The following is an 18,964-nucleotide window of genomic DNA, read 5'->3' on the forward strand; positions in this document are numbered from 1 at the left end:
TCATAAAATCATTTACAATATTCTTTTAAAATTAAGGATATCCCACAATGACAAAGCTTGTCAGTTTGCTAAGCGCCAGTTTATTTCTTTCCTTCCTGCCAAACGCAGAGGCAGCTACGGTTAAACCGGAAGATCTCATCAAGGTTGATAAGGGGAATACCAGTCAATGCGTTGAATATTACACTTATCAGGATGGTTTATATTGCAGTTCAAAGATCTTGAATCCTGAAGTTAAAGTGGATCCCGAAATAGTCAGGTCTGAGCAGCAGAACCTGGTCTTTGATAATCGTGTCTGGCAGGCTGCCTGGGGAAAAAAAGATTCAGTCATGGTAACCATAGAGTATCTTCCGGCCGGTGAACGGCTTGATCATTGGCAAGAACTGGTGACTACTCAGTATTTTCCTGAACTGCAGAAACAAGCCAGCTTAAAACAATTTTCCAACGTCATTATGGAAAACCTGAAAAAAATCGCTAATCCGGAAATAACCATACTCGAAGAAACCCCTGATCAGATTATTTTTGAATTCAGAATTAAAGAGCCCAGTAATTCTGTGCAGGATGAAATTCAAAAAATTGTCCGAACAGATAACGGATTTTATGTCCTGCATTATGTTTACCGCAGCGCCGATATGGGGCAGGAACGCCGCGCTCTCTGGCTGGAGAATCTTAAGAAGAGTTCGATAAAGCAGGAAGGGGCTAAGAGTTAGGTTTCGTGAGACTGCTCATCAAACTGTGTCATGCCATGTCATCTCAAACGCAGTGAGAGATCTCCGAATGCTGGCACAAACCATGACTTGGGAGATCTCTCACTGCGTTCGAGATGACGGCCTTCGAGACAAGAGCTTAGTTTCCGGGAATGTCGGGCGGAAGCGCCCGACCTACATGGCTTTCTCAGCCGGCACTTGCCGCAGCACGCTCACGAATACGTTCGAGAGCATAATTCAAACGAGCAAGAGTTTTTTCTTTTCCGATTAAAAACAGTGTTTGATCAATCGCAGGTGACATCCCAGTACCAGTCACTGCAACACGAAGAGGCTGGCCCAGCTTACCCATATTAATTTCATACTCGCTGCAAACTTTGTCAATCGACTCATGTATTTTTTCCGCATTCCAATCGGAGAGTTCAAGCAAACTGCTATACAGTTTTTCCAAAGGTTCGAGAATGACAGGTCGCAGGTGTTTTTTAACTGCATCCTCATCATAAGCAATTTCGTCTTCAAAAAAATAACGGCTTTTATCACAGATTTCCACCAGCGTTTTACAACGTTCCGCCTGAAGCGCGACGATATTCGAAAGCTCGGGCCCTTTTTCTGTGTGGATGCCCTGTGTTTCAAAATGCCATGCAAGCGCTTTTGCCGTTTGAGCAGGGTCTTGTTCTTTCAGATAATGCTGATTAAGCCAGTATAATTTTTCATAATTAAAGCTTGATACACCGCGGCTGACATGTTTTAAGTCAAAAAACTCTATCATCTCTTTCAGAGAAAATATTTCCTGATCGCCATGTGACCAACCTAAACGAACCAGATAATTCAACAAGGCCTGAGGTAATATCCCCTCCTCTTTAAACTGCATGACGCTGACCGCACCATGACGTTTTGATAAACGCTTTCCGTCATCACCGAGTATCATTGGCAAATGAGCAAAAACAGGAATTGGCGCATTCAGGGCTTTGAAAAGATTAATTTGGCGCGGAGTGTTGTTGATGTGATCATCTCCACGAATAACGTGAGTAATTTCCATATCCAGGTCGTCAATAACCACGGCAAAATTGTAAGTTGGATGGCCATCCGAACGGACAAGGATCAAATCATCCAGTTCAGCATTATCCACGTGAATATCGCCATAAACCTGATCAGAGAAACTAACCACTCCCGATTTCGGATTTTTGAAGCGAATCACATGCGCTTCATCAGTAGGCGCGAGATTCATTTCCCGGCAATGCCCGTCATACTGAGGCTTTTGTTTAGCAGCCAATTGCGCTTCTCTCAAGGCTTCGAGACGTTCTTTTGAGCAAGTACATCGGTAGGCCATGCCCTGCTCTAGCAACAGGCTGGCAACTTCTTCATAACGTTCATAACGCTCTGACTGGTAGAAAGGTCCCTTGTCAGAGTGGAGATTAAGCCATGCCATACCATCGAGAATGGCCTGCACTGATTCTTTGGTCGAACGCTCCTGATCCGTATCTTCAATCCGAAGTATAAATTCACCCTGATGATGCCTGGCGTAAAGCCATGAATACAAAGCAGTGCGAACACCGCCTACATGAAGCAGCCCTGTCGGGCTTGGGGCAAACCTTGTTCTGACAACCATCAGGCTCTCCATTAATTAGTTAATAATAACCGTAACTCCCCAGGCACGTCATCCCTGAGCGTAGTGAAGGAACTCAAACTGCTTAGAACTGAGCCAGATTCAGGAGATCCTTCACTTCGTTCAGGATGACGTACGCGGGGAGTTACTAATAACCTGCTATCATAGCTCAGTTTAGACACCCGGCACAATGACTGTCACTGCAGTAAGGCATGACAAGAGTTCTGCTTACTAATAGTTAAAATAAAATGCGGGAATTGATTGATGTTTTCACCTAAACTTTGTATTGTTTTCCAAATTTTTTCTTTTTTATTATTTATGCACAAAAACAGGATTCCCACATGAAGGGAATTGGTATTAAATACCAACTCAGGTTAACCACCTTAATTCCAGTATTTCTGGTCGCTCTTCTTTTTGCTGTTTTTTACAACGGCCAGTTCAGTAAAGATTTACATCAACACATGTCCCGTCTGGGCGAAGCTTATATCAGACAACTACTGCCAGCAGCCCAATTGGCAATGATGCGTAATGACCGTCGAACGCTGCAGGGTTTAATTAATGCCTCCACCGTCAATCCAGAGGTTCAGGCGCTGGCATTTTATAATGCTGAAGGACAATTGGTTGCCTACCGCGGGGGCAAGCATTCTATTCATAAACCATTTAAACCGCCAGAATATACCGGGGATTATATCGAGAGTAAGCAAATCACCCCCTACTCTATTAATTTTGTCGCACCGATTACTATCCCAAAATATAACCTATATGCGACGACTCCTTTCAGAGCCCCTTCGGATTATATTCCTCTGCAGGCTGACGATATTTTAGGCTGGCTTTCAATCGATATCGATACTCAATCGACTCTGATTAAGCAGTATAAAATGTATATTATTACTATTTTTATTACCTTACTCGGCTTACTTATCAGCCTGACAATTCACTATTTTCTCTCGAAACGAATCTATCAGCCGATATCTCGTCTTCGCCGCAGTATGAAACAAATTCTCAGCAATGAATTTGAAACAAAAATTACCGTTTCAAGTCCTGGGGAACTTGGGGAAATTGAACAGGGCTGCGCGCATTTACAAAAACAATATCTTAATATTGTACGAGAACTCAATCATCACATTGAGGTGGCTACAGCCGATTTACAGCAAGGTCTCGAACTGCTTGAAGAAAAAAATATCCAGTTATCTCTGGAAAAGAAGAAAACAGAAGAAAAAAGCCGGCAAAAATCCGAATTCATTGCCAATATGAGCCATGAAATCCGCACCCCCATGAATGGCGTTATCGGCTTCACCAATGTGTTGCTGGAAAGCAAGCTGGATGCCTTGCAACTTGACTACGTTAAAACAATCAAGTCATCGGCCCAGGATTTACTGGCCATCATCAATGATATTCTGGATTACTCCAAAATGGATGCTGGAAAACTCCATCTCGATTGCATTCCACTCGATTTGAGAGGCTGTATTGATGAGGTATTGACATTGGCCGCACCCAATGCCCATAAGAAAGGAGTCGACCTAATCCCCTCAACCCAAATTAATGTACCTAAAACAGTGCTTGGTGACCCTCTGCGAATCAAGCAAATCCTGACCAATCTGGTTAGTAATGCGGTGAAATTCACCGATGATGGCTATGTGCTGGTTCGCACCTCCATTGAACAGGAATCAGACAAAGATTATATGCTCTGTGTCTCAGTGACTGACACTGGTATCGGTATTTCACCTGATGATCAAACCCGTCTGTTCAATGCCTTCAATCAGGCAGATACCTCTATCACCCGACGTTATGGCGGTACAGGTCTTGGGCTTGTGATTTGCAAAAAGCTGGTTGAAGCCATGCAAGGGCGCATTGTGCTTAACAGTGAGCTTAACAAAGGCTCTACTTTCTCAGTGTATATTAAACTTGAAAAATTATCGGCCTATGAAGTGGAGAAAAATCAGAGCCACCGCTTTAACAACATAAAAGCGCTTTGCTTTGATGATAACAGCCTGCAGCTGGAGGCATTGTGTAATGGCTTGGGTTATTGGGGAATTGAATGCGTGCCAGTCACTTCCTTTAATCAACTGGAGAAAGCATTCAGCACACACCGGGATTGCACCATTGCTTTTATTAATGTGAATGAAGGCTGCGAAAAACAGGTGGCACAAATTCTTGGCAAACAAAAAATGCCCAGTGTCCTGATTTCCAAGTGGCTTATCCACAATCCGCAGTCACTGGGAGCCAATGGCTTTCTGTTCAAGCCAATCAGCATTCAGAAACTCCATGAAGTCATCGAGCAGCTCTCAAGTCAGACCACCGTTCCTGTTGCGATGGATCAGGAACTCGACAATTTGCGCAAGCAATTGCGTTTGATTCATCCTGAAATATTGATTGCCGAAGATAATCCAGTCAACCGCATGCTGTTAAATTCACTTCTTAGCGAGTTAAGTAATATTGAGGCGGTTGAAGATGGAAAGGAAACAGTGAGAGCCTGTAATAGCAAACGCTATAATCTTTTGCTTCTCGACTTGCAAATGCCGCAGCTTAGCGGACTGGAAGCCGCACAGCAGATACGCCAGCAATCCATGTTGAATAAGCTAACCCCAATTGTAGTTATCAGTGCCAGCGGCAATGACATGAATAAAGATAAAATGAAAAAGGCAGGCGTAGACCTTTGTCTGCAAAAACCTATTGATGAAAAGCAATTATTAACTCATCTGCTGCGTTTACTGAAAAAATCAAAAAACCAGGCAATTGACTGGCAATTATGCGTACAAAAGGTATCCGGTAATCAGGCTTTGGCTGAAGAATTTTTAAATCGCTTTGTGGAGGAGCTGCACAAAAGCCGTGTCGAGTTTTTTGAGCTATACAACAAACAGAATATCCAGGGCTTACAGAATGCAGCCCATAAACTATACGGAGCCTGCTGCTTTTGTGGCGTACCTCATCTGCAAACTCAGGTCTCCAAACTGGAAAAACAGGCTAAAGAAGCGAAAAAAATTGATGAAATGAAAACCACTTTCGCTGAATTAATCCGTAATATTGATGAAGTCATCGATGAATATGATAGCCTTTACGCCACTTAACACGTCAATTATTTAGGGAGTCCTAATGTCAGTGAAAAATGCAATTTATGCACAATCCGGGGGGGTTACCGCAGTTATCAATGCATCGGCCTGCGGGGTCATTCAAACTGCACGCCAGCATCCAGAAAAAATCGGGAAAGTCTTTGCCGCCAAAAACGGTATTATTGGCGCTTTGAACGAAGAGTTAATCGACACCTCACTTGAAAGCGATGAAGCTATCGCCGGACTAATGTTCACACCAGCCGGCGCTTTCGGCTCATGCCGTTACAAACTGAAAGACAGCGGCTCGGAATATGAGCGCCTGATCGAAGTGTTCAAGGCGCATGATATTGGCTATTTCTTTTATAATGGGGGCGGCGATTCTCAGGATACGGCCAATAAGATTGCCAGGATGAGTAAAGAGATGAATTATCCCATTACCTGTGTCGGCATTCCCAAAACAGTAGATAATGATTTACCCTTCACAGACAACTGTCCGGGCTTTGGTTCTGTCGCTAAGTATGTCGCTGTTTCAACGATGGAAGCAGGTTTTGATGTTGCCTCAATGGCCGCTTCCTCGACAAAAGTGTTCATTCTTGAAGTCATGGGACGTCATGCTGGCTGGATCGCAGCCGCCAGCGGCCTGGCTTCACAAAAGCAAGGCGAGCCGCCCCATATCATTTTATTCCCGGAAAACGTTTTCGATGAACAGAAATTTCTCGCTAAAGTAGACGCCTGCGTTAAAGAATATGGCTATTGTGTAGTCGTGGTTTCGGAAGGGATTAAGAATAAAGAAGGAAAGTTCCTGAGTGACGCAGGTCTTCGCGATGCGTTTGGACATGCCCAGCTAGGCGGGGTTGCTCCTGTGATTGCGCAATTGATAAAAAGCAATCTGGGTTATAAATATCATTGGGCGGTTGCTGATTATCTACAACGCGCAGCGCGTCACATAGCATCCCAGGTTGATCTGGAACATGCTTATGCCTTGGGCAAGGCTGCTGTTGAACTCGCAATTAGCGGGCACAATGCCATTATGCCAATCGTTAAAAGAGAACAGGATTCACCCTATCGCTGGTCAATCAGTCATGTTCCATTAAGTGAAGTGGCCAATCAGGAAAAAGCCATGCCTGCGGACTTTATCAGTGAAGACGGTTTTGGGATTACCGAGGCCTGCCGGCGTTATCTGAGTCCGTTGATTCAGGGTGAAGCCTATCCTCATTATAATAATGGTCTGCCTGTTTATATTCGATTGAAGAATCAGCTTGTTAATCAGAAATTATAATGATGACTTACCACCCAGCCAGGTACTGCGGTTGACACTGATGGTAACAGAATTGAAACAGCTTATAGTGCCTACGTACCGCGCTTTATGCGCGGTATCCATAAAAGGGATAGTGTGTTTATCATGCTTTCCCCAGTCAGAAGCATTGTCTGGATACCGCGAACAAGTCGCGGTACGTAGGCTATGAGTGTGTGTGCTAAGCAAAGCCAGAGCTGCAGGTTCTATTAGTCTTACCACCGCTCCTACGTACTGCGGCTTGTCCGCAGTATCCAGGATTGTTTCTAAAAAGGTCAGAATTATATCTGCTGGTTTGATCTGGATACCGCGACCGTCTCAAAGACTAATCACCCTGCCCAGGAGTAATACTTCTCCCCTTCTCCAACTCTGCAGGCTCCTCTTTATCTAATTTCGTAGCAGTTTTGAAAACACCGACTGCTCCGAGTGACTTGCTTTGCTTGTATTCGTAATAATTAACATCGGCTCCCAATTTACTAGCAACATATTTTATTCCATTGCCAATAGCTATGAAAAAGTTTTTGAGTTTATCTCCCCAACCAATCTCCAGTTTTGGACTGGCAATTTCTATTGCATTCTTGCAGCTTTGCTTGAATGTTTTCCCCGCATCATTGATTAGCTCCTTAGAGTGATTAGCACCCACAGCAATAACTAAAGCTTGCTGGTATTGGCTAAAAGCCCCCTCCAGGCTTTGTATTAGAACGCTTGCGGCTTTAAACGCCTCCGGCTGCGCTTTCTGATCAATGGCAGCCAGTTCTTCTTTTAAAGTTGTCAGTGCATCTTCAATTGGTTTTAAAATGGAGTTAATTTCCAAGTGAGATTCCTCTAGTTTCTGTCTGGCAGCCTCTTTCTCTGCTTCCAAAGCTTTTTTCTCTTCCTCCAAAGCCTCTGCCTTAACTCTCTGAGCCTCTGCTTCTGCTTCTGCCTGCAATTTTCCTGCCTCCAGGTCTTCAAGCTCTGCCTGCTTTTCTCTTGCACTTTTTAACTCAACAATCTCTGCTCTTAATTTTCCAAGGTCCTCAGCTATCTTGTTGCGAGCTGCCGATGCTTCGTCACAAGAGAGAGATTGCTTTTTCTGGCTTTCCTCAATTTGCTCACATTCATCCTTTAATTTTCTCTTTTCAAGAACAGCATCCTCTTTATTAAACTCTGAATCCACTCTCGCCAGTTTGCTTCTAACATTATCAAGAGTCTCTTCTAAGCCTTTCAGCTCCCTTATTCTTCCTAACAGAAACGCATCCTGTTGTTTCAACTCTTTTTCTTTTGCAGAAATGTCATTCTGTTTTGCCCGGATTCTATCATCATATTCTTTTACACTAGCCATTTTTACACCCAATTGATCGATATTCAATCATATAAGTATAATGTAAAAATCAATTTCTTGCGGTTGCAGTGAATTGCATAGGTATACTGTCATTTCCGCGAGGCATTGTTGCGTAAATAGAACCAAGCAACAAACATGTCGTCTTTGCGAACAAAGTGAAGCAATCCAGATCGAAACCTGAACAAAGCCAGGATATGGATTGCTTCACTTTGTTCGCAAAGACGTTTTTTTGTGCACCAATCTCATTTACGCAACATGCTTTTCCGTAAAGGCAGAAATCCATCAATGATTTGGTACTGTGCTCATAATGAAATAGATTTCCCGCATCCGCGGGAATGACAATACTATCGACAACTGGCAGGTCTGTACTTGGCTAATAATGTTCCACCCGTACAGGTCCAGGTCAAATCGCCATTGGCTTGCAGGGTTGGTTGTAAAATAATGGTTCCATTACCCGCAGCAGGTGTATATGTCACTGTAATCAGACCATTATTTCCAATAGCAATTGATGAGACATTCGCAGTTGCTGCTGGAGAAACATAGCCTGTTGCTGCCTGTGTTGCCGGTAAAGCATTGCGAGTTTGAGTGGTTTCTGACACTGCATGTTTTGCAGAGGACGCCAGGCTTAATCCTTCAGCTACTCTGGCACGGATTGTGTAATCCTGATAGGCAGGAATCGCTATGGCAGCCAAAATTCCGACAATTGCTACGACAATCATCAATTCGATAAGTGTGAAACCTTTTTCTTTGTTGTTCATACCAAAACTCCCTATCCAATAAAACAGAGGAACCTGAAAATGCAGACGGGAATCTCGAAGATTCCCGCCAATATAAGCCAGTCACTAGGCTCTGCAGCTTGCAGGACGATATTTAGCGAGTAAAGTTCCGCCAGTACAGGTCCATGTCACATCCCCATTCGCTTGCAGGGTTGGTTGCAGAATAATTGTTCCTCCACCCGCTGCAGGAGTGTAGGTAACCGTTATTATTCCGTTGGCGCCAATGGCAATGGACTGTACATTCGTTGTTGCCGCAGGGCTAACATATCCTGTAGCAGCTTGTGTAGCCGGCAAGGCATTATTGGAAATTGCCGTTTCAGAGACAGCCAGTTTAGCCGATGCGGCCAGATTGAGTCCTTCAGTTACGCGAGCACGAATGGTATAATCCTGATAGGCAGGGATTGCAATCGCCGCCAATATACCGACAATCGCTACTACGATCATCAACTCGATTAATGTAAAACCTTTTTGCTTCATGCTACTCTCCTTCGATTAATTTCAGCATTCTGATTTAACTAAGCAAATTAAATGCCAGTCTTAAAAAATGGTTGATATTTCAAACATCTATTATTAATTCAAATGTAGAGCATCTTGTCAAATGGAAATCTGGCAATAATTTTTTATAAAAATGGACCAATCCAGTCACTAAATGACATAGTTTTCAGACGTAAATGGATTATAATTGTTGCACCCCATTTTTTAACTGGCAACAATGAATCGTAAAACTCGTATTGAATCTATTTTAAATCGGGAGCTTCCCGTTTATCTCATGGAAGTTCTTGATGAATCCAGTCAGCATCATGTACCAGAGGGAGCAGAAACTCATTTTAAGCTGGTTCTGGTCTCTGATTCATTCAAAGGCCAATCGAGAGTCGCCCGGCATCGTTTAATCAATAAACTGTTAGCTGAAGAGTTTAGCCAGGGTCTGCATGCGCTTAGTATGCATTTATTCACTGAGGATGAATGGAAAGAACGACAAGGGGAAACAAGCAATTCTCCTCATTGTCGGGGCGGATTCAAGCATGGCTGAATCCATTTACTGGCAAACCGGCATTCAACTTCCAGTCAAATCGCGCGGCTTTCATTTGATTACAAACGAAGTCATCGAATCGATGCAGGCGGCACCGAGGATTAAAACTGGCCTGGCCAATCTCTTTCTTCAACATACTTCCGCTTCGCTGGCGATAAGCGAAAATACCTGCCTGGACGTACCATTAGATTTGGAAACCCATTTTAATCGCTTGATTCCTGATGATGATCAGTTGTTTCGTCATACTCTTGAGGGTTCAGACGATATGCCGGCTCATATTAAAAATGTGATGCTTGGCTCAAGCCTTACCATTCCACTAAAGGACGGGCGGTTATTGCTTGGCCGCTGGCAAGGAATTTACCTTTGTGAACACCGGAATCAGGCCAGTGCTCGCCGATTAATAGTGACCATTCAGGGCAGCTAAGCTGATTTAAGTGTCATTGCGAACTTTGGCGAAGCAATCAGAAACATACCCCAGCGCGAGCGTGGCCTGGATTGTTTCGCTTTGTTCGCAAGACCATAAAATCAGGAAGGTTTTAATTCTGCAGCCTGCTTCTGTTCCTCTTCTGGCGTATTTAAAATAGCAGTCCCCAGATTTACTCCATCCATTACGCTCAATACATAATTGACGCTGTCAGGAAGGCTGCTGCACATTGTTAATGCGGAGTAATCAGTTCCCAGCGCCATTCCATTTAATATGACGCTTGAAATATAAGCCAGCGTACTGTTATTGTCGCGAAGACCCATAGCAGTAACCAATTGCACCAGCATTTTAAAGGCTAATTCGCTGCCCTTCGCATCTTCACTGGCCAGCAGGTAGACTGCAGCGGCTACTGTTGCTGCAAGGTTGAGTCTCTGCAAGGCGGCCCGCCAGGAACTATTTGCACTAAAAAAACCAGACATGTTGAACTCCTGTTAATATAGAACCTCCATTAAACATCATGAAAAAAAGAGATACAAGCATTCGGATCTAAGTTTTTTATATGGAATTTTAAATAAAATCAGTTTCTTCAAAAGGCTCAATCCCCTATAATGTATATCTTTTTGTCAATCTCTGTTGTTGGAACTTTTTTTAATGAAAGCCTGGTCCTCCGAAAAAATATCTGTGTTAGCACTTGTACTCTTAATTACAGGAGCGATCGATAGTATTCGTAACTTACCCGCAACAGCCCTTTTTGGCTCCAGCCTGATATTCTTTTTCAGTTTTTCAGCTATTGTATTTTTAATTCCGGTGGCACTGGTATCCGCCGAATTATCCTCGACCTGGTCAGAAGAAGAAGGCGGGGTTTTTTCCTGGGTAAAACATGCCTTTGGAGAAACTCTCGCTTTTTTCACCATTTGGCTGCAATGGATCAATACGATGGTCTGGTATCCTACCATTCTCTCGTTTATCGCCGGCACACTGGCCTATCTGGTTAATCCTGCTTTGGCTCAAAATAAATACTATCTCATCGCAGTCATTCTAACAGTGTTTTGGTCTCTTACCTTGCTGGGATTAAGCGGCCTCAAAGCATCTGCCCGTTTTGCCAGTTTTTGCGCCATTTTTGGAATGATTATTCCTATGGCCTTTATTATTCTGCTGGCAATTATCTGGCTAATCAAAGGCCAGCCGATTGCAGTTGATTTAAGTCCTGCTCATCTTCTTCCTCACTGGGGGGATACTCAATCCTGGGTTTCACTAACGGCTATCATGACGTCTTTTCTGGGGATGGAGCTGGCTGCAGTCCATGTACGAAATGTGGAATCACCTCAACATAATTTCCCTAAAGCCATGTTTTTTTCAGTGTTGCTGATTTTGTCTACCATGATTTTTGGCTCCCTGGCGATTGCCTTTGTCTTGCCGCAAGACCAAATCAGTCTTGTCGATGGTGTTATGCAGGCATTTAATAATTTCTTTCAGGCTTACCACATGACCTGGCTGATGCCGCTAATTATCGTCATGCTTCTATTAGGCAGTCTCGGCGGAATGGTGAACTGGATTATTTCGCCCGCCAAAGGCCTGTTACTTGCCGCTGATAACGGTTTTCTGCCTCATTGGCTTTATCGGCTGAATAAACATGGGATTGCTTCCCGAATTCTGATTCTGCAAGCGATTCTTGTTACCTTATTGTGCAGTGGGTTTTTATTATTTCCGAGTGTGAATGCCATCTATTGGCTGTTCACCGACTTAAGCACTGAATTATATATTCTGATGTACGTGTTCATGTTTATCGCCGCCTGGCGTTTAAAAAGTAAAGCCGCAGGCATGCCGAGAACCTTTCAGATTCCTGGCGGTAAAGCAGGTTATTATGCGACTTGCCTCCTGGGGTTAATCGGCTGCTTCATTACCTTGGTCGTAGGTTTTATACCTCCTGAAAACAGTATGGATATTGGCGGTGCAGATCGTTTTCGCCTGGTTTTCAGCTGTGGAATATTACTAATGATCTTTCCTGCTTTTATTCTTTATTTGAGACGGCGAATCCTGCTTTCCAAGTGAGTCAAGTCATCCGCAAAGATGACACTGTGACAAACCATAAATAGATTTCCGCCTTCGCAAAAATGAACGGTTTGAAAAGTCTTTGCGAGCGTCAGCGAAGCAATCCATCTCCTAACATGTTCAAGTATCGATCTGGATTGCTTCACTTCGTTCGCAAAGACAACAGTAGTCACTTTCTTCTTATGCAACAATGCCAGCGCGAGATGATTTATTGAGCTCAATAATTTACACTTTAGTTACATTTCTTTAATATTTTCTTAAGAATCGAATGATAATTTGGGATTACTTGAATGAGTCTTGAGCTTCCAAATGCGCAGAAATAACTCAAAAAAACCAAGACAAGTCATTATTCTCTCCCCAGATACCGAAGAAAACTACAGCCAATCTGCTGAAATTGATGAATTAATGAAGCACTTCCACTCCCTTGCAAAAATACATAGCAATCTTAAGCTGGAAGATGCTGTTTCCAGGGTGGCTGATAGAGAATTCAGTTTAAATCAGTACGTCACTGCCTTTCAGAAAATGACAGCCAAAGCCAATAGTCTCATTGAACAAATCCTGATGCACTATCGAAACCGAATTGATCACCCTGCCTACCATCAGTCTCTCATCAAAGAAATCACTGAGACCATCCTGCAACTACAGAAACTGGCAATCCAGCGTACTAGCCTGCAGAATGCAATAGAACAGCGATTCGCGCAAGTATTCCCTGATACCAATAATAATGATGAACTGCAGGATCATAGAGAGTGGGCAGCCAAAGCGCTTCAAAAGCAGTTGGACAAATTCTTTCTAAGCATTTTTATACTCAGGATCGGGAATAGAAAAGATCCGACCAGTATCAAACTTACCAAAGAGTTAATTAATTTTCTGAATGATACCTTTCTCTTACTCAAAGACAAAACTACCGGTCTGAATATGGAAACTGTCAAGACATTAGAGCGTTCAGTTTATGCTCATCTTGGAGTAAAGAGCTGGTTTATGAAAACAGCAGCCTCTCAAAACACCAGTGAATTGATTACCAATCTATTTTACTGGCAAGGCCAGGAATCCATAGTCACTTTAAAAAAGCAGCTAGTCGCGCTGCATCATCTGAACGCTAAAATTGCTGCTTTTCCTCTTCAAGCTATTAAGGAATTTGACATGCTAAGCCAACTCACTGAACAAAATGAACAAACGATTAAAGCGCATGCCCTGAAATTACCCGCAGAACTCAGTGAGTTTTCCAGGGACCTGAATGAGCGGCTCAGACTTTTTAGCAGTGAAGACAGCGAAAAACCGATTATTGCTAAAGCCAGAACAAAGCGGCCTCAATTGAATGAATGGTCAAATCAAGTCGATGCCATCCTGGCAACCTATCAGCAGCAATGCAGTCAGCTAGCGCCATCGCTGTCCGCATTGGAACGATTGCAATCCATTTGCGAACAGCAGGAAACCTGTATACAGGCACTTCAGAAAATTGAGAGGCTGATGGAGCAGTACCAGCCAGAACACTCGATGCTCAAGCAAAAGCTTAGTCTTGAGTATGAATCTCAAAAGAAACTGCTTTTTCATAAGCTTAGTCAGAGCATTCAAGAGACGAATCAAGCCTTACTAGTAATCAGGGATAAGGTAACGGTCGATTTCGAACTTTCAGAAGCCCGTTCATTTTGCGAGAAAATTTTGCAGCAACAACAACCACTCTATGTGCTAAGAATGCATGCCGAATACATTGCAAACAAATTAGAGAAGCACGTAAGTGCCGTAAAACAGCTGATTAAGAATAAATGGCAGCCAGATCTTCAGCAGCTTTATGAGGCCTATTATGCTCCTCATTCCGGTTACACCCAGTACAGTAAAACTAACCCCTGTCAACCATTGCTCGAACAGCACTATCTGGCAATGGCCCGACAGAAGAGGAGTTTGGATACGCACTGGAGGAATCTGGACACGACAGGGGGTGCTGAAATACGAGCCTGGCTTGGCAATCTCCAATCGCATCGTGATGAACTGTATTATGATATCCAATATAGAAATTCTCTGGAGCGTCAGGCGAAAATTATCCAGCAACGCCTGGAGCATCCTACTTATCAGGCTTCCATTAAAATTATTAATGCCCTGGATAAAGAGATTATTCGTCTTTTGCAAAAATACAGCCCTAAAATGCGGAATTTTTGCAATGAAGAAGAGCAATCCATGCTGGCTGACCTCGCTCAAAATCCTGCTTTGTGTCTTGCAAAGAAAGAATTCAGTGATGATGAGAGTAACATGTATGACAAAATCGATCGCCGTATCATGAAATTAATTAATATTCGCTTACTCTTTATTAAGGAAAATAATAGCTACATCAGCATCAACCCTCATCTGACTAATCCTAGGCAATACAGGGAGGCTTTAATAAAACATGTGAATGACCATCTTCATAATGGCAATATGGAACATTATTCTGACGGCACACGTCATTCTTTTACGCAATGGATTAGAACTTATGTGCTCAGGCCACTACAAACCACCGCAATTGGTACCTATGATTATTTTGCCAAACGAGACAATAAGCACCAATTCTTTTATGCGACTCCCGGCGCTTGCGAGACTGAGAAAAACCTGATTGCATTGGGCAATGAAATGTCCTCGGAGCTGGCAGCAACAGCTCCAGCGGCCTGACTGGCATTGTTGCATAAATAGAACCAAACAACCAACCTGCGTCTTTGCGAACAAAGTGAAGCAATCCAGATCGAAATCAGGACAATTTAGGATCGGGATTGCTTCACTGACGCTCGCAAAGACGGTTTTGTACACACAAGTCGCGGTACGTAGCGGGTTAAAAGTTACTCTGATTCAAGCATCAGCCAGGCTGCATCGAAATCTTCCCGGGTATTAATATCCTGTCTGGGTTTTACGCAGGCCTGCTCTATGTGAATTTTATGACCTGCCCACAAAACACGTAGCTGCTCTAGTGACTCCGCCACTTCCAGAGGAGCAGGCTGCCATTTGACATAATCAAGAATAAAGGAAGATCGATAGGCATATAAGCCAATGTGGCGAAACACATGCTCCAATGAATCCTGATTATCCCTGTTGAAAGGAATCGCGCTTCTCGAAAAATACAGGGCGTTATTAAATTGATCGCGAACGACTTTCACCACATTGGGATTATTTAATTGCTGGCTGGTTTCTATCGGCCAGCAAAGAGTCGCCATTGGCGTTTCAGCCTGTTGTAAACTGGCGGCTACCTGTTTTATTAACTCAGGATGAATGAAGGGTTCATCCCCCTGCACATTCACAATGATATCCTGAGGCTGATAATTATTTTTTTTAACTACCTCGGCAAGGCGATCGGTGCCCGTTGGGTGAGCACTATCAGTCATCATCACCCGAGCTCCGAAACCAGACGCATGATTGGCAATTAACTCGTGGTCCGTGGCGATAATAACAGAACGAGGCTGTGCCAGAAGCACCTGCTCGTACACTCTCTGAATAATTGTTTTACCGGCCAATTCCAGCATCAGTTTGCCTGCAAGCCTTGATGAGCTATACCGTGCGGGAATAATGACATGATAATCAGGACTCACAACTGCTCCTTTTCTTCCAGGGGGATTAACCGCCCTTCCTGCTCTAGCATAACCGGTATATCTCCGCGGACAGGATAGGCAATTCGATCAAAAGTGCAAATTAATTCCTCATCTTTCAAAATCAGTTTGCCCTTGCATAAGGGGCAAACCAGAATTTCAAGCAAACGTTTATCCATTGAGACTCCTTACTGAGTAATCTTGTTGCGGATATAAACCGGGGCGGCTGCTGCGACATCCACTGGCACAATCTTCCCCGCCTGAACCAGATGAATCATTGACAAGGCATCAGGATAGGCTTCAACCTGCCTGCTAATAATTTTACGAGTGGCTTCCGGCATAAGAGGCAAATAGGGCTCAAAGCCAATACCTGCTATAACGACTGGTGTTTCAGAATTCAGATGGATTTCACCAGGGTCAGAAACCTGCTCCTCTGCCGCCGACTCATCCTTAAAAAACCCCCAATAAACCTGCTGCATTCTGGCGTCAATCATCGCTATAACCGGGCATTTGCTGTCAAGGGCTCCAGAATGACGTACATTCCAGGCAATGGCCTGAAGACTGCTTACAGGAAATAAAGACAGATCATGAGCATAAGCTAAAGCTTTGGCTATTGCACAGGCAATTCTTAAGCCGGTAAAGCTTCCTGGCCCCTGTCCAAACACAATACCATCTAACTGATTAAGGCTGAACTCATGCTCAGCAAGCAATTGCTGAATCATAGGCAGCAGAGTCTGAGCATGTTTTCGTTGAACGCTTTGTTCAATTACGGCATCACTTCCGTCAATGCTGAGTGCTACAAACGCATGGGTAGTGGACGTATCAATGCTCAATAATTTCTTCATCTAATGCCAACTGTTCAATAAAACTTAATACGGTTTGCTCATCGCGAGTTTTACGAAGACTGGGCAAACTGGAAAATATTTGCCTTCCATAATCCCTGCCTGTGAGACGAGGATCAGCTATCATTAACACCCCTCGATCATCAATATCGCGGATTAGCCTTCCTACGCCCTGCTTCAATGCCAGTACCGCATTGGGAAGTGAGAGCTCATCAAAACCGGATAAGCCCTGTGATTTCAGGTAAGCCATCTTGCCACGAATCACCGGATCCGTAGGGCTGGCAAAGGGCAATTTGTCAATAATGACACAGGACAACGCACTGCCCTTCACATCAACCCCTTCCCAAAAAGTGGCCGTACCTAACAACACGGCATTGCCCAATTGGCGAAAGCGGGCCAATAGTATTGGTTTGGCCTCGTCTCCCTGAATGAGCAGCGGGTAGTTTAATGTATTGCCAAGCAACTGAGCAACCATTTTCAGCGCTCGGTGACTGGTAAACAGAAAGAAACAGCGGCCTTTGCAAGCATTGATAACAGGCAATGCTTTTTCCAGCAAAGACTCATAATAACGACTATGTTTTGGATCGGGCAAATCCCTGGGTAAATACAATAAAGCCTGTTCCTGATAATTAAATGGACTAGGTAGAATCATTGTTTCAGCATTCTCTAATCCCAGTGGTTTAAGAAAACAGTTAAACGAAGACTCAAGCGTTAAGGTAGCAGAAGTAAAAATATAAGCCGCCTGTTGCCGGCTGATTAATTTCCTAAACGACTTAGCCACTTCAAAAGGAGTCGCATGGCAGGTGAGACTGTGTTTAAATCGTTCAATCCAGCGGATAAATGGCTGGCTGCTATCACTGATACGCAGAATGAGTGACTTAAACTCTTTTAATCGCATCAGACAATTGCCAATTCCTTTCTGCTCCTGACTCCCGGACTTCTCAATCGCCGTGATGAAATCATCCAGAATGGTCAGCAGAGAATCCCAGGATTTTTTAAAGAGCGGCTGCCTGATAACCTGCTCCCAAGGCATTTTTTCGTCTTCCCTGGCAATGGCTAAAAGCAATTGATCAATTGTTTTATCCAGTTCAATAGTCAGTTCCTTGAAAGGCTGATTGGGCAGATCAAGAACCGGCCATTCAAGCATCAACTCATTGGCTGCGTCAATTAATTGTCTGGTGCTAAATCGCTCACTATTAAACAAAGCGGCTATTTCAGCGAGTTGATGCGCTTCATCAAAAACGACCACCTCTACTCCTGGCAGCAGTTCGCCAAAGCCTTCTTCTTTCAGTTGCGAGTCAGCAAAAAACAGGTGATGATTAATCACCACCAAATCAGCATCCAATGCTTTTTTTCTGGCTTTTACCAAAAAGCAGTCTTTATAGTATTCGCATTCACTGCCCAGGCAATTATCCGCTGTTGATGTCGCATAGGGCCAGACGGCGGCATCCTCGTTAATTTCTGGTAATTCAGAACGTTCGCCAGACTGTAGTAAGGGCAGCTTTTCGCGGATGAAGATTAAATCATGTACCGCCTGCGGATGTGAAAAACGTCCTTCCTGAGCATGCAATTCGGTTCGATGCCGGCATATATAGTTGGCTCGTCCCTTTAAGTTCTGAACCTGCAGCGATAGACCTAAGGCTTTAATCAGGTTGGGCAAATCTTTTTGATATAATTGATCCTGCAGTGTTTTGGTGGCTGTAGAAATCAGTGTTTTTTTACCGCTTAACAGACAGGGAACAAGATAGGCAAAGGTTTTTCCTGTTCCAGTACCCGCCTCAGCAATCAGTATTGAGCTTTTTTCGATACTCTCTGCAATAGCAACGGCCAGATCTATTTGCGCAGTTCTTGCCACAAAGCCGGGAATGGCAGTTGTTAATCTGCCATTTTCACTAAAAAGCCGTCGACAATGAGCAATGGGATCGCTGTTAATCGAAATAGTACTCACCAGTCTTTTTGTAAATACTGAAGCTTATCTTTCACATCTTCCCAATCCTTTGCATCTGGAGGACCGTCTTTTTTCACAGTAATATTAGGCCACTTTTTGGATAGGTCGGCATTCAATTCCTTGAACTCTTTTTCTTCATCCGCCAGGTCATCTTCAGACTTTATGGCCTCCACAGGACATTCCGGCTCGCAAAGCGCGCAATCGATGCATTCATCAGGATTAATCACAAGAAAATTGGGGCCCTCATAAAAACAATCCACAGGACAAACTTCAACACAATCTGTGTACTTGCACTTGATACAGCTTTCAGTAATTACGAAGGTCATTTCTCGTCTCTCAATAAAAATGATGCTTATTAAAACATAGAAC

Annotated in this window: 17 protein-coding genes; 7 read left to right on the forward strand and 10 right to left on the reverse strand. The window is 43.7% G+C overall.

Annotated elements, in window-relative coordinates; translation table 11 throughout:
* The first annotated feature begins 47 nt into the window (after positions 1-47).
* Entirely contained in the window at positions 48-707 is a 660-nt protein-coding gene (locus E1O89_RS03615; protein WP_133138975.1) for a hypothetical protein, read from the forward strand.
* 184 nt (positions 708-891) lie between these two features.
* On the opposite strand, the gene gltX is transcribed toward E1O89_RS03615, so the two are convergent.
* Positions 892-2,310: a glutamate--tRNA ligase gene (gene gltX, locus E1O89_RS03620; RefSeq protein WP_133138976.1), complete on the reverse strand. Its 1,419-nt coding sequence runs from the start codon at positions 2,308-2,310 to the stop codon at positions 892-894.
* Between the two features lie 338 nt (positions 2,311-2,648).
* On the opposite strand from gltX, the gene letS reads away from it, so the two are divergent.
* Together letS and E1O89_RS03630 are read left to right on the forward strand one after the other, a co-directional pair.
* Positions 2,649-5,375, forward strand: coding sequence for a two-component system sensor histidine kinase LetS (gene letS / locus E1O89_RS03625; protein WP_133138977.1), 2,727 nt, complete (start codon positions 2,649-2,651; stop codon positions 5,373-5,375).
* Between the two features lie 25 nt (positions 5,376-5,400).
* Entirely contained in the window at positions 5,401-6,636 is a 1,236-nt protein-coding gene (locus tag E1O89_RS03630) for a 6-phosphofructokinase (protein WP_133138978.1), read from the forward strand.
* Between the two features lie 340 nt (positions 6,637-6,976).
* Here E1O89_RS03630 and E1O89_RS03635 read toward each other — a convergent pair whose 3' ends face one another.
* The 3 genes from E1O89_RS03635 to E1O89_RS03645 form a co-directional block, all read right to left on the reverse strand.
* Positions 6,977-7,975 (reverse strand): hypothetical protein, encoded by a 999-nt coding sequence (locus tag E1O89_RS03635; RefSeq protein ID WP_133138979.1) that lies wholly within the window; start codon positions 7,973-7,975, stop codon positions 6,977-6,979.
* Between the two features lie 344 nt (positions 7,976-8,319).
* Positions 8,320-8,733, reverse strand: a complete 414-nt coding sequence (locus E1O89_RS03640) for a pilin (protein ID WP_112220316.1) — start codon at positions 8,731-8,733, stop codon at positions 8,320-8,322.
* Positions 8,734-8,817: 84 nt separating this feature from the next.
* Positions 8,818-9,228 carry a pilin gene (locus E1O89_RS03645; protein WP_133138980.1) on the reverse strand — a complete coding sequence of 137 codons (411 nt, stop codon included), beginning with the start codon at positions 9,226-9,228 and terminating at the stop codon, positions 8,818-8,820.
* 235 nt (positions 9,229-9,463) lie between these two features.
* On the opposite strand from E1O89_RS03645, the gene E1O89_RS03650 reads away from it, so the two are divergent.
* Together E1O89_RS03650 and E1O89_RS03655 are read left to right on the forward strand one after the other, a co-directional pair.
* On the forward strand, positions 9,464-9,781 hold the full coding sequence (locus E1O89_RS03650) for a BolA family protein (RefSeq protein WP_133138981.1): 318 nt from the start codon (positions 9,464-9,466) through the stop codon (positions 9,779-9,781).
* The gene (locus tag E1O89_RS03655) at positions 9,774-10,205 is read left to right on the forward strand and encodes a secondary thiamine-phosphate synthase enzyme YjbQ (protein WP_133138982.1); all 432 of its coding nucleotides are present in this window, start codon (positions 9,774-9,776) and stop codon (positions 10,203-10,205) included. Before E1O89_RS03650 ends, E1O89_RS03655 begins: the two co-directional genes overlap by 8 nt.
* Before the next feature lie 101 nt (positions 10,206-10,306).
* Here E1O89_RS03655 and E1O89_RS03660 read toward each other — a convergent pair whose 3' ends face one another.
* Positions 10,307-10,684 (reverse strand): hypothetical protein, encoded by a 378-nt coding sequence (locus E1O89_RS03660; protein WP_112220313.1) that lies wholly within the window; start codon positions 10,682-10,684, stop codon positions 10,307-10,309.
* Between the two features lie 172 nt (positions 10,685-10,856).
* On the opposite strand from E1O89_RS03660, the gene E1O89_RS03665 reads away from it, so the two are divergent.
* The gene (locus E1O89_RS03665) at positions 10,857-12,257 is read left to right on the forward strand and encodes an APC family permease (protein WP_133138983.1); all 1,401 of its coding nucleotides are present in this window, start codon (positions 10,857-10,859) and stop codon (positions 12,255-12,257) included.
* 309 nt (positions 12,258-12,566) lie between these two features.
* Positions 12,567-14,900, forward strand: coding sequence for a hypothetical protein (locus tag E1O89_RS03670; RefSeq protein ID WP_133138984.1), 2,334 nt, complete (start codon positions 12,567-12,569; stop codon positions 14,898-14,900).
* A 164-nt stretch (positions 14,901-15,064) separates the two neighbouring features.
* Here E1O89_RS03670 and kdsB read toward each other — a convergent pair whose 3' ends face one another.
* Genes kdsB through fdxA form a run of 5 tightly spaced genes read right to left on the reverse strand, consistent with a single transcriptional unit; the run spans position 15,065 to position 18,921 of the window.
* A complete protein-coding gene (kdsB, locus tag E1O89_RS03675) occupies positions 15,065-15,808 on the reverse strand; it encodes a 3-deoxy-manno-octulosonate cytidylyltransferase (protein ID WP_133138985.1) in 744 nt (247 codons plus the stop codon).
* Positions 15,805-15,984, reverse strand: coding sequence for a Trm112 family protein (locus E1O89_RS03680; protein WP_133138986.1), 180 nt, complete (start codon positions 15,982-15,984; stop codon positions 15,805-15,807). Before E1O89_RS03680 ends, kdsB begins: the two co-directional genes overlap by 4 nt.
* A gap of 9 nt (positions 15,985-15,993) precedes the next feature.
* Positions 15,994-16,650 carry a tRNA (adenosine(37)-N6)-threonylcarbamoyltransferase complex dimerization subunit type 1 TsaB gene (gene tsaB / locus E1O89_RS03685; protein WP_133138987.1) on the reverse strand — a complete coding sequence of 219 codons (657 nt, stop codon included), beginning with the start codon at positions 16,648-16,650 and terminating at the stop codon, positions 15,994-15,996.
* Positions 16,628-18,595: an ATP-dependent DNA helicase gene (locus E1O89_RS03690; protein WP_410054753.1), complete on the reverse strand. Its 1,968-nt coding sequence runs from the start codon at positions 18,593-18,595 to the stop codon at positions 16,628-16,630. Before E1O89_RS03690 ends, tsaB begins: the two co-directional genes overlap by 23 nt.
* Positions 18,592-18,921 (reverse strand): ferredoxin FdxA, encoded by a 330-nt coding sequence (fdxA, locus tag E1O89_RS03695; protein WP_112220308.1) that lies wholly within the window; start codon positions 18,919-18,921, stop codon positions 18,592-18,594. Before fdxA ends, E1O89_RS03690 begins: the two co-directional genes overlap by 4 nt.
* Positions 18,922-18,964 lie beyond the last annotated feature (43 nt).

It is taken from the genome of Legionella genomosp. 1, assembly GCF_900640215.1.
Classification (GTDB): Bacteria; Pseudomonadota; Gammaproteobacteria; order Legionellales; family Legionellaceae; genus Legionella_C; species Legionella_C quinlivanii_A.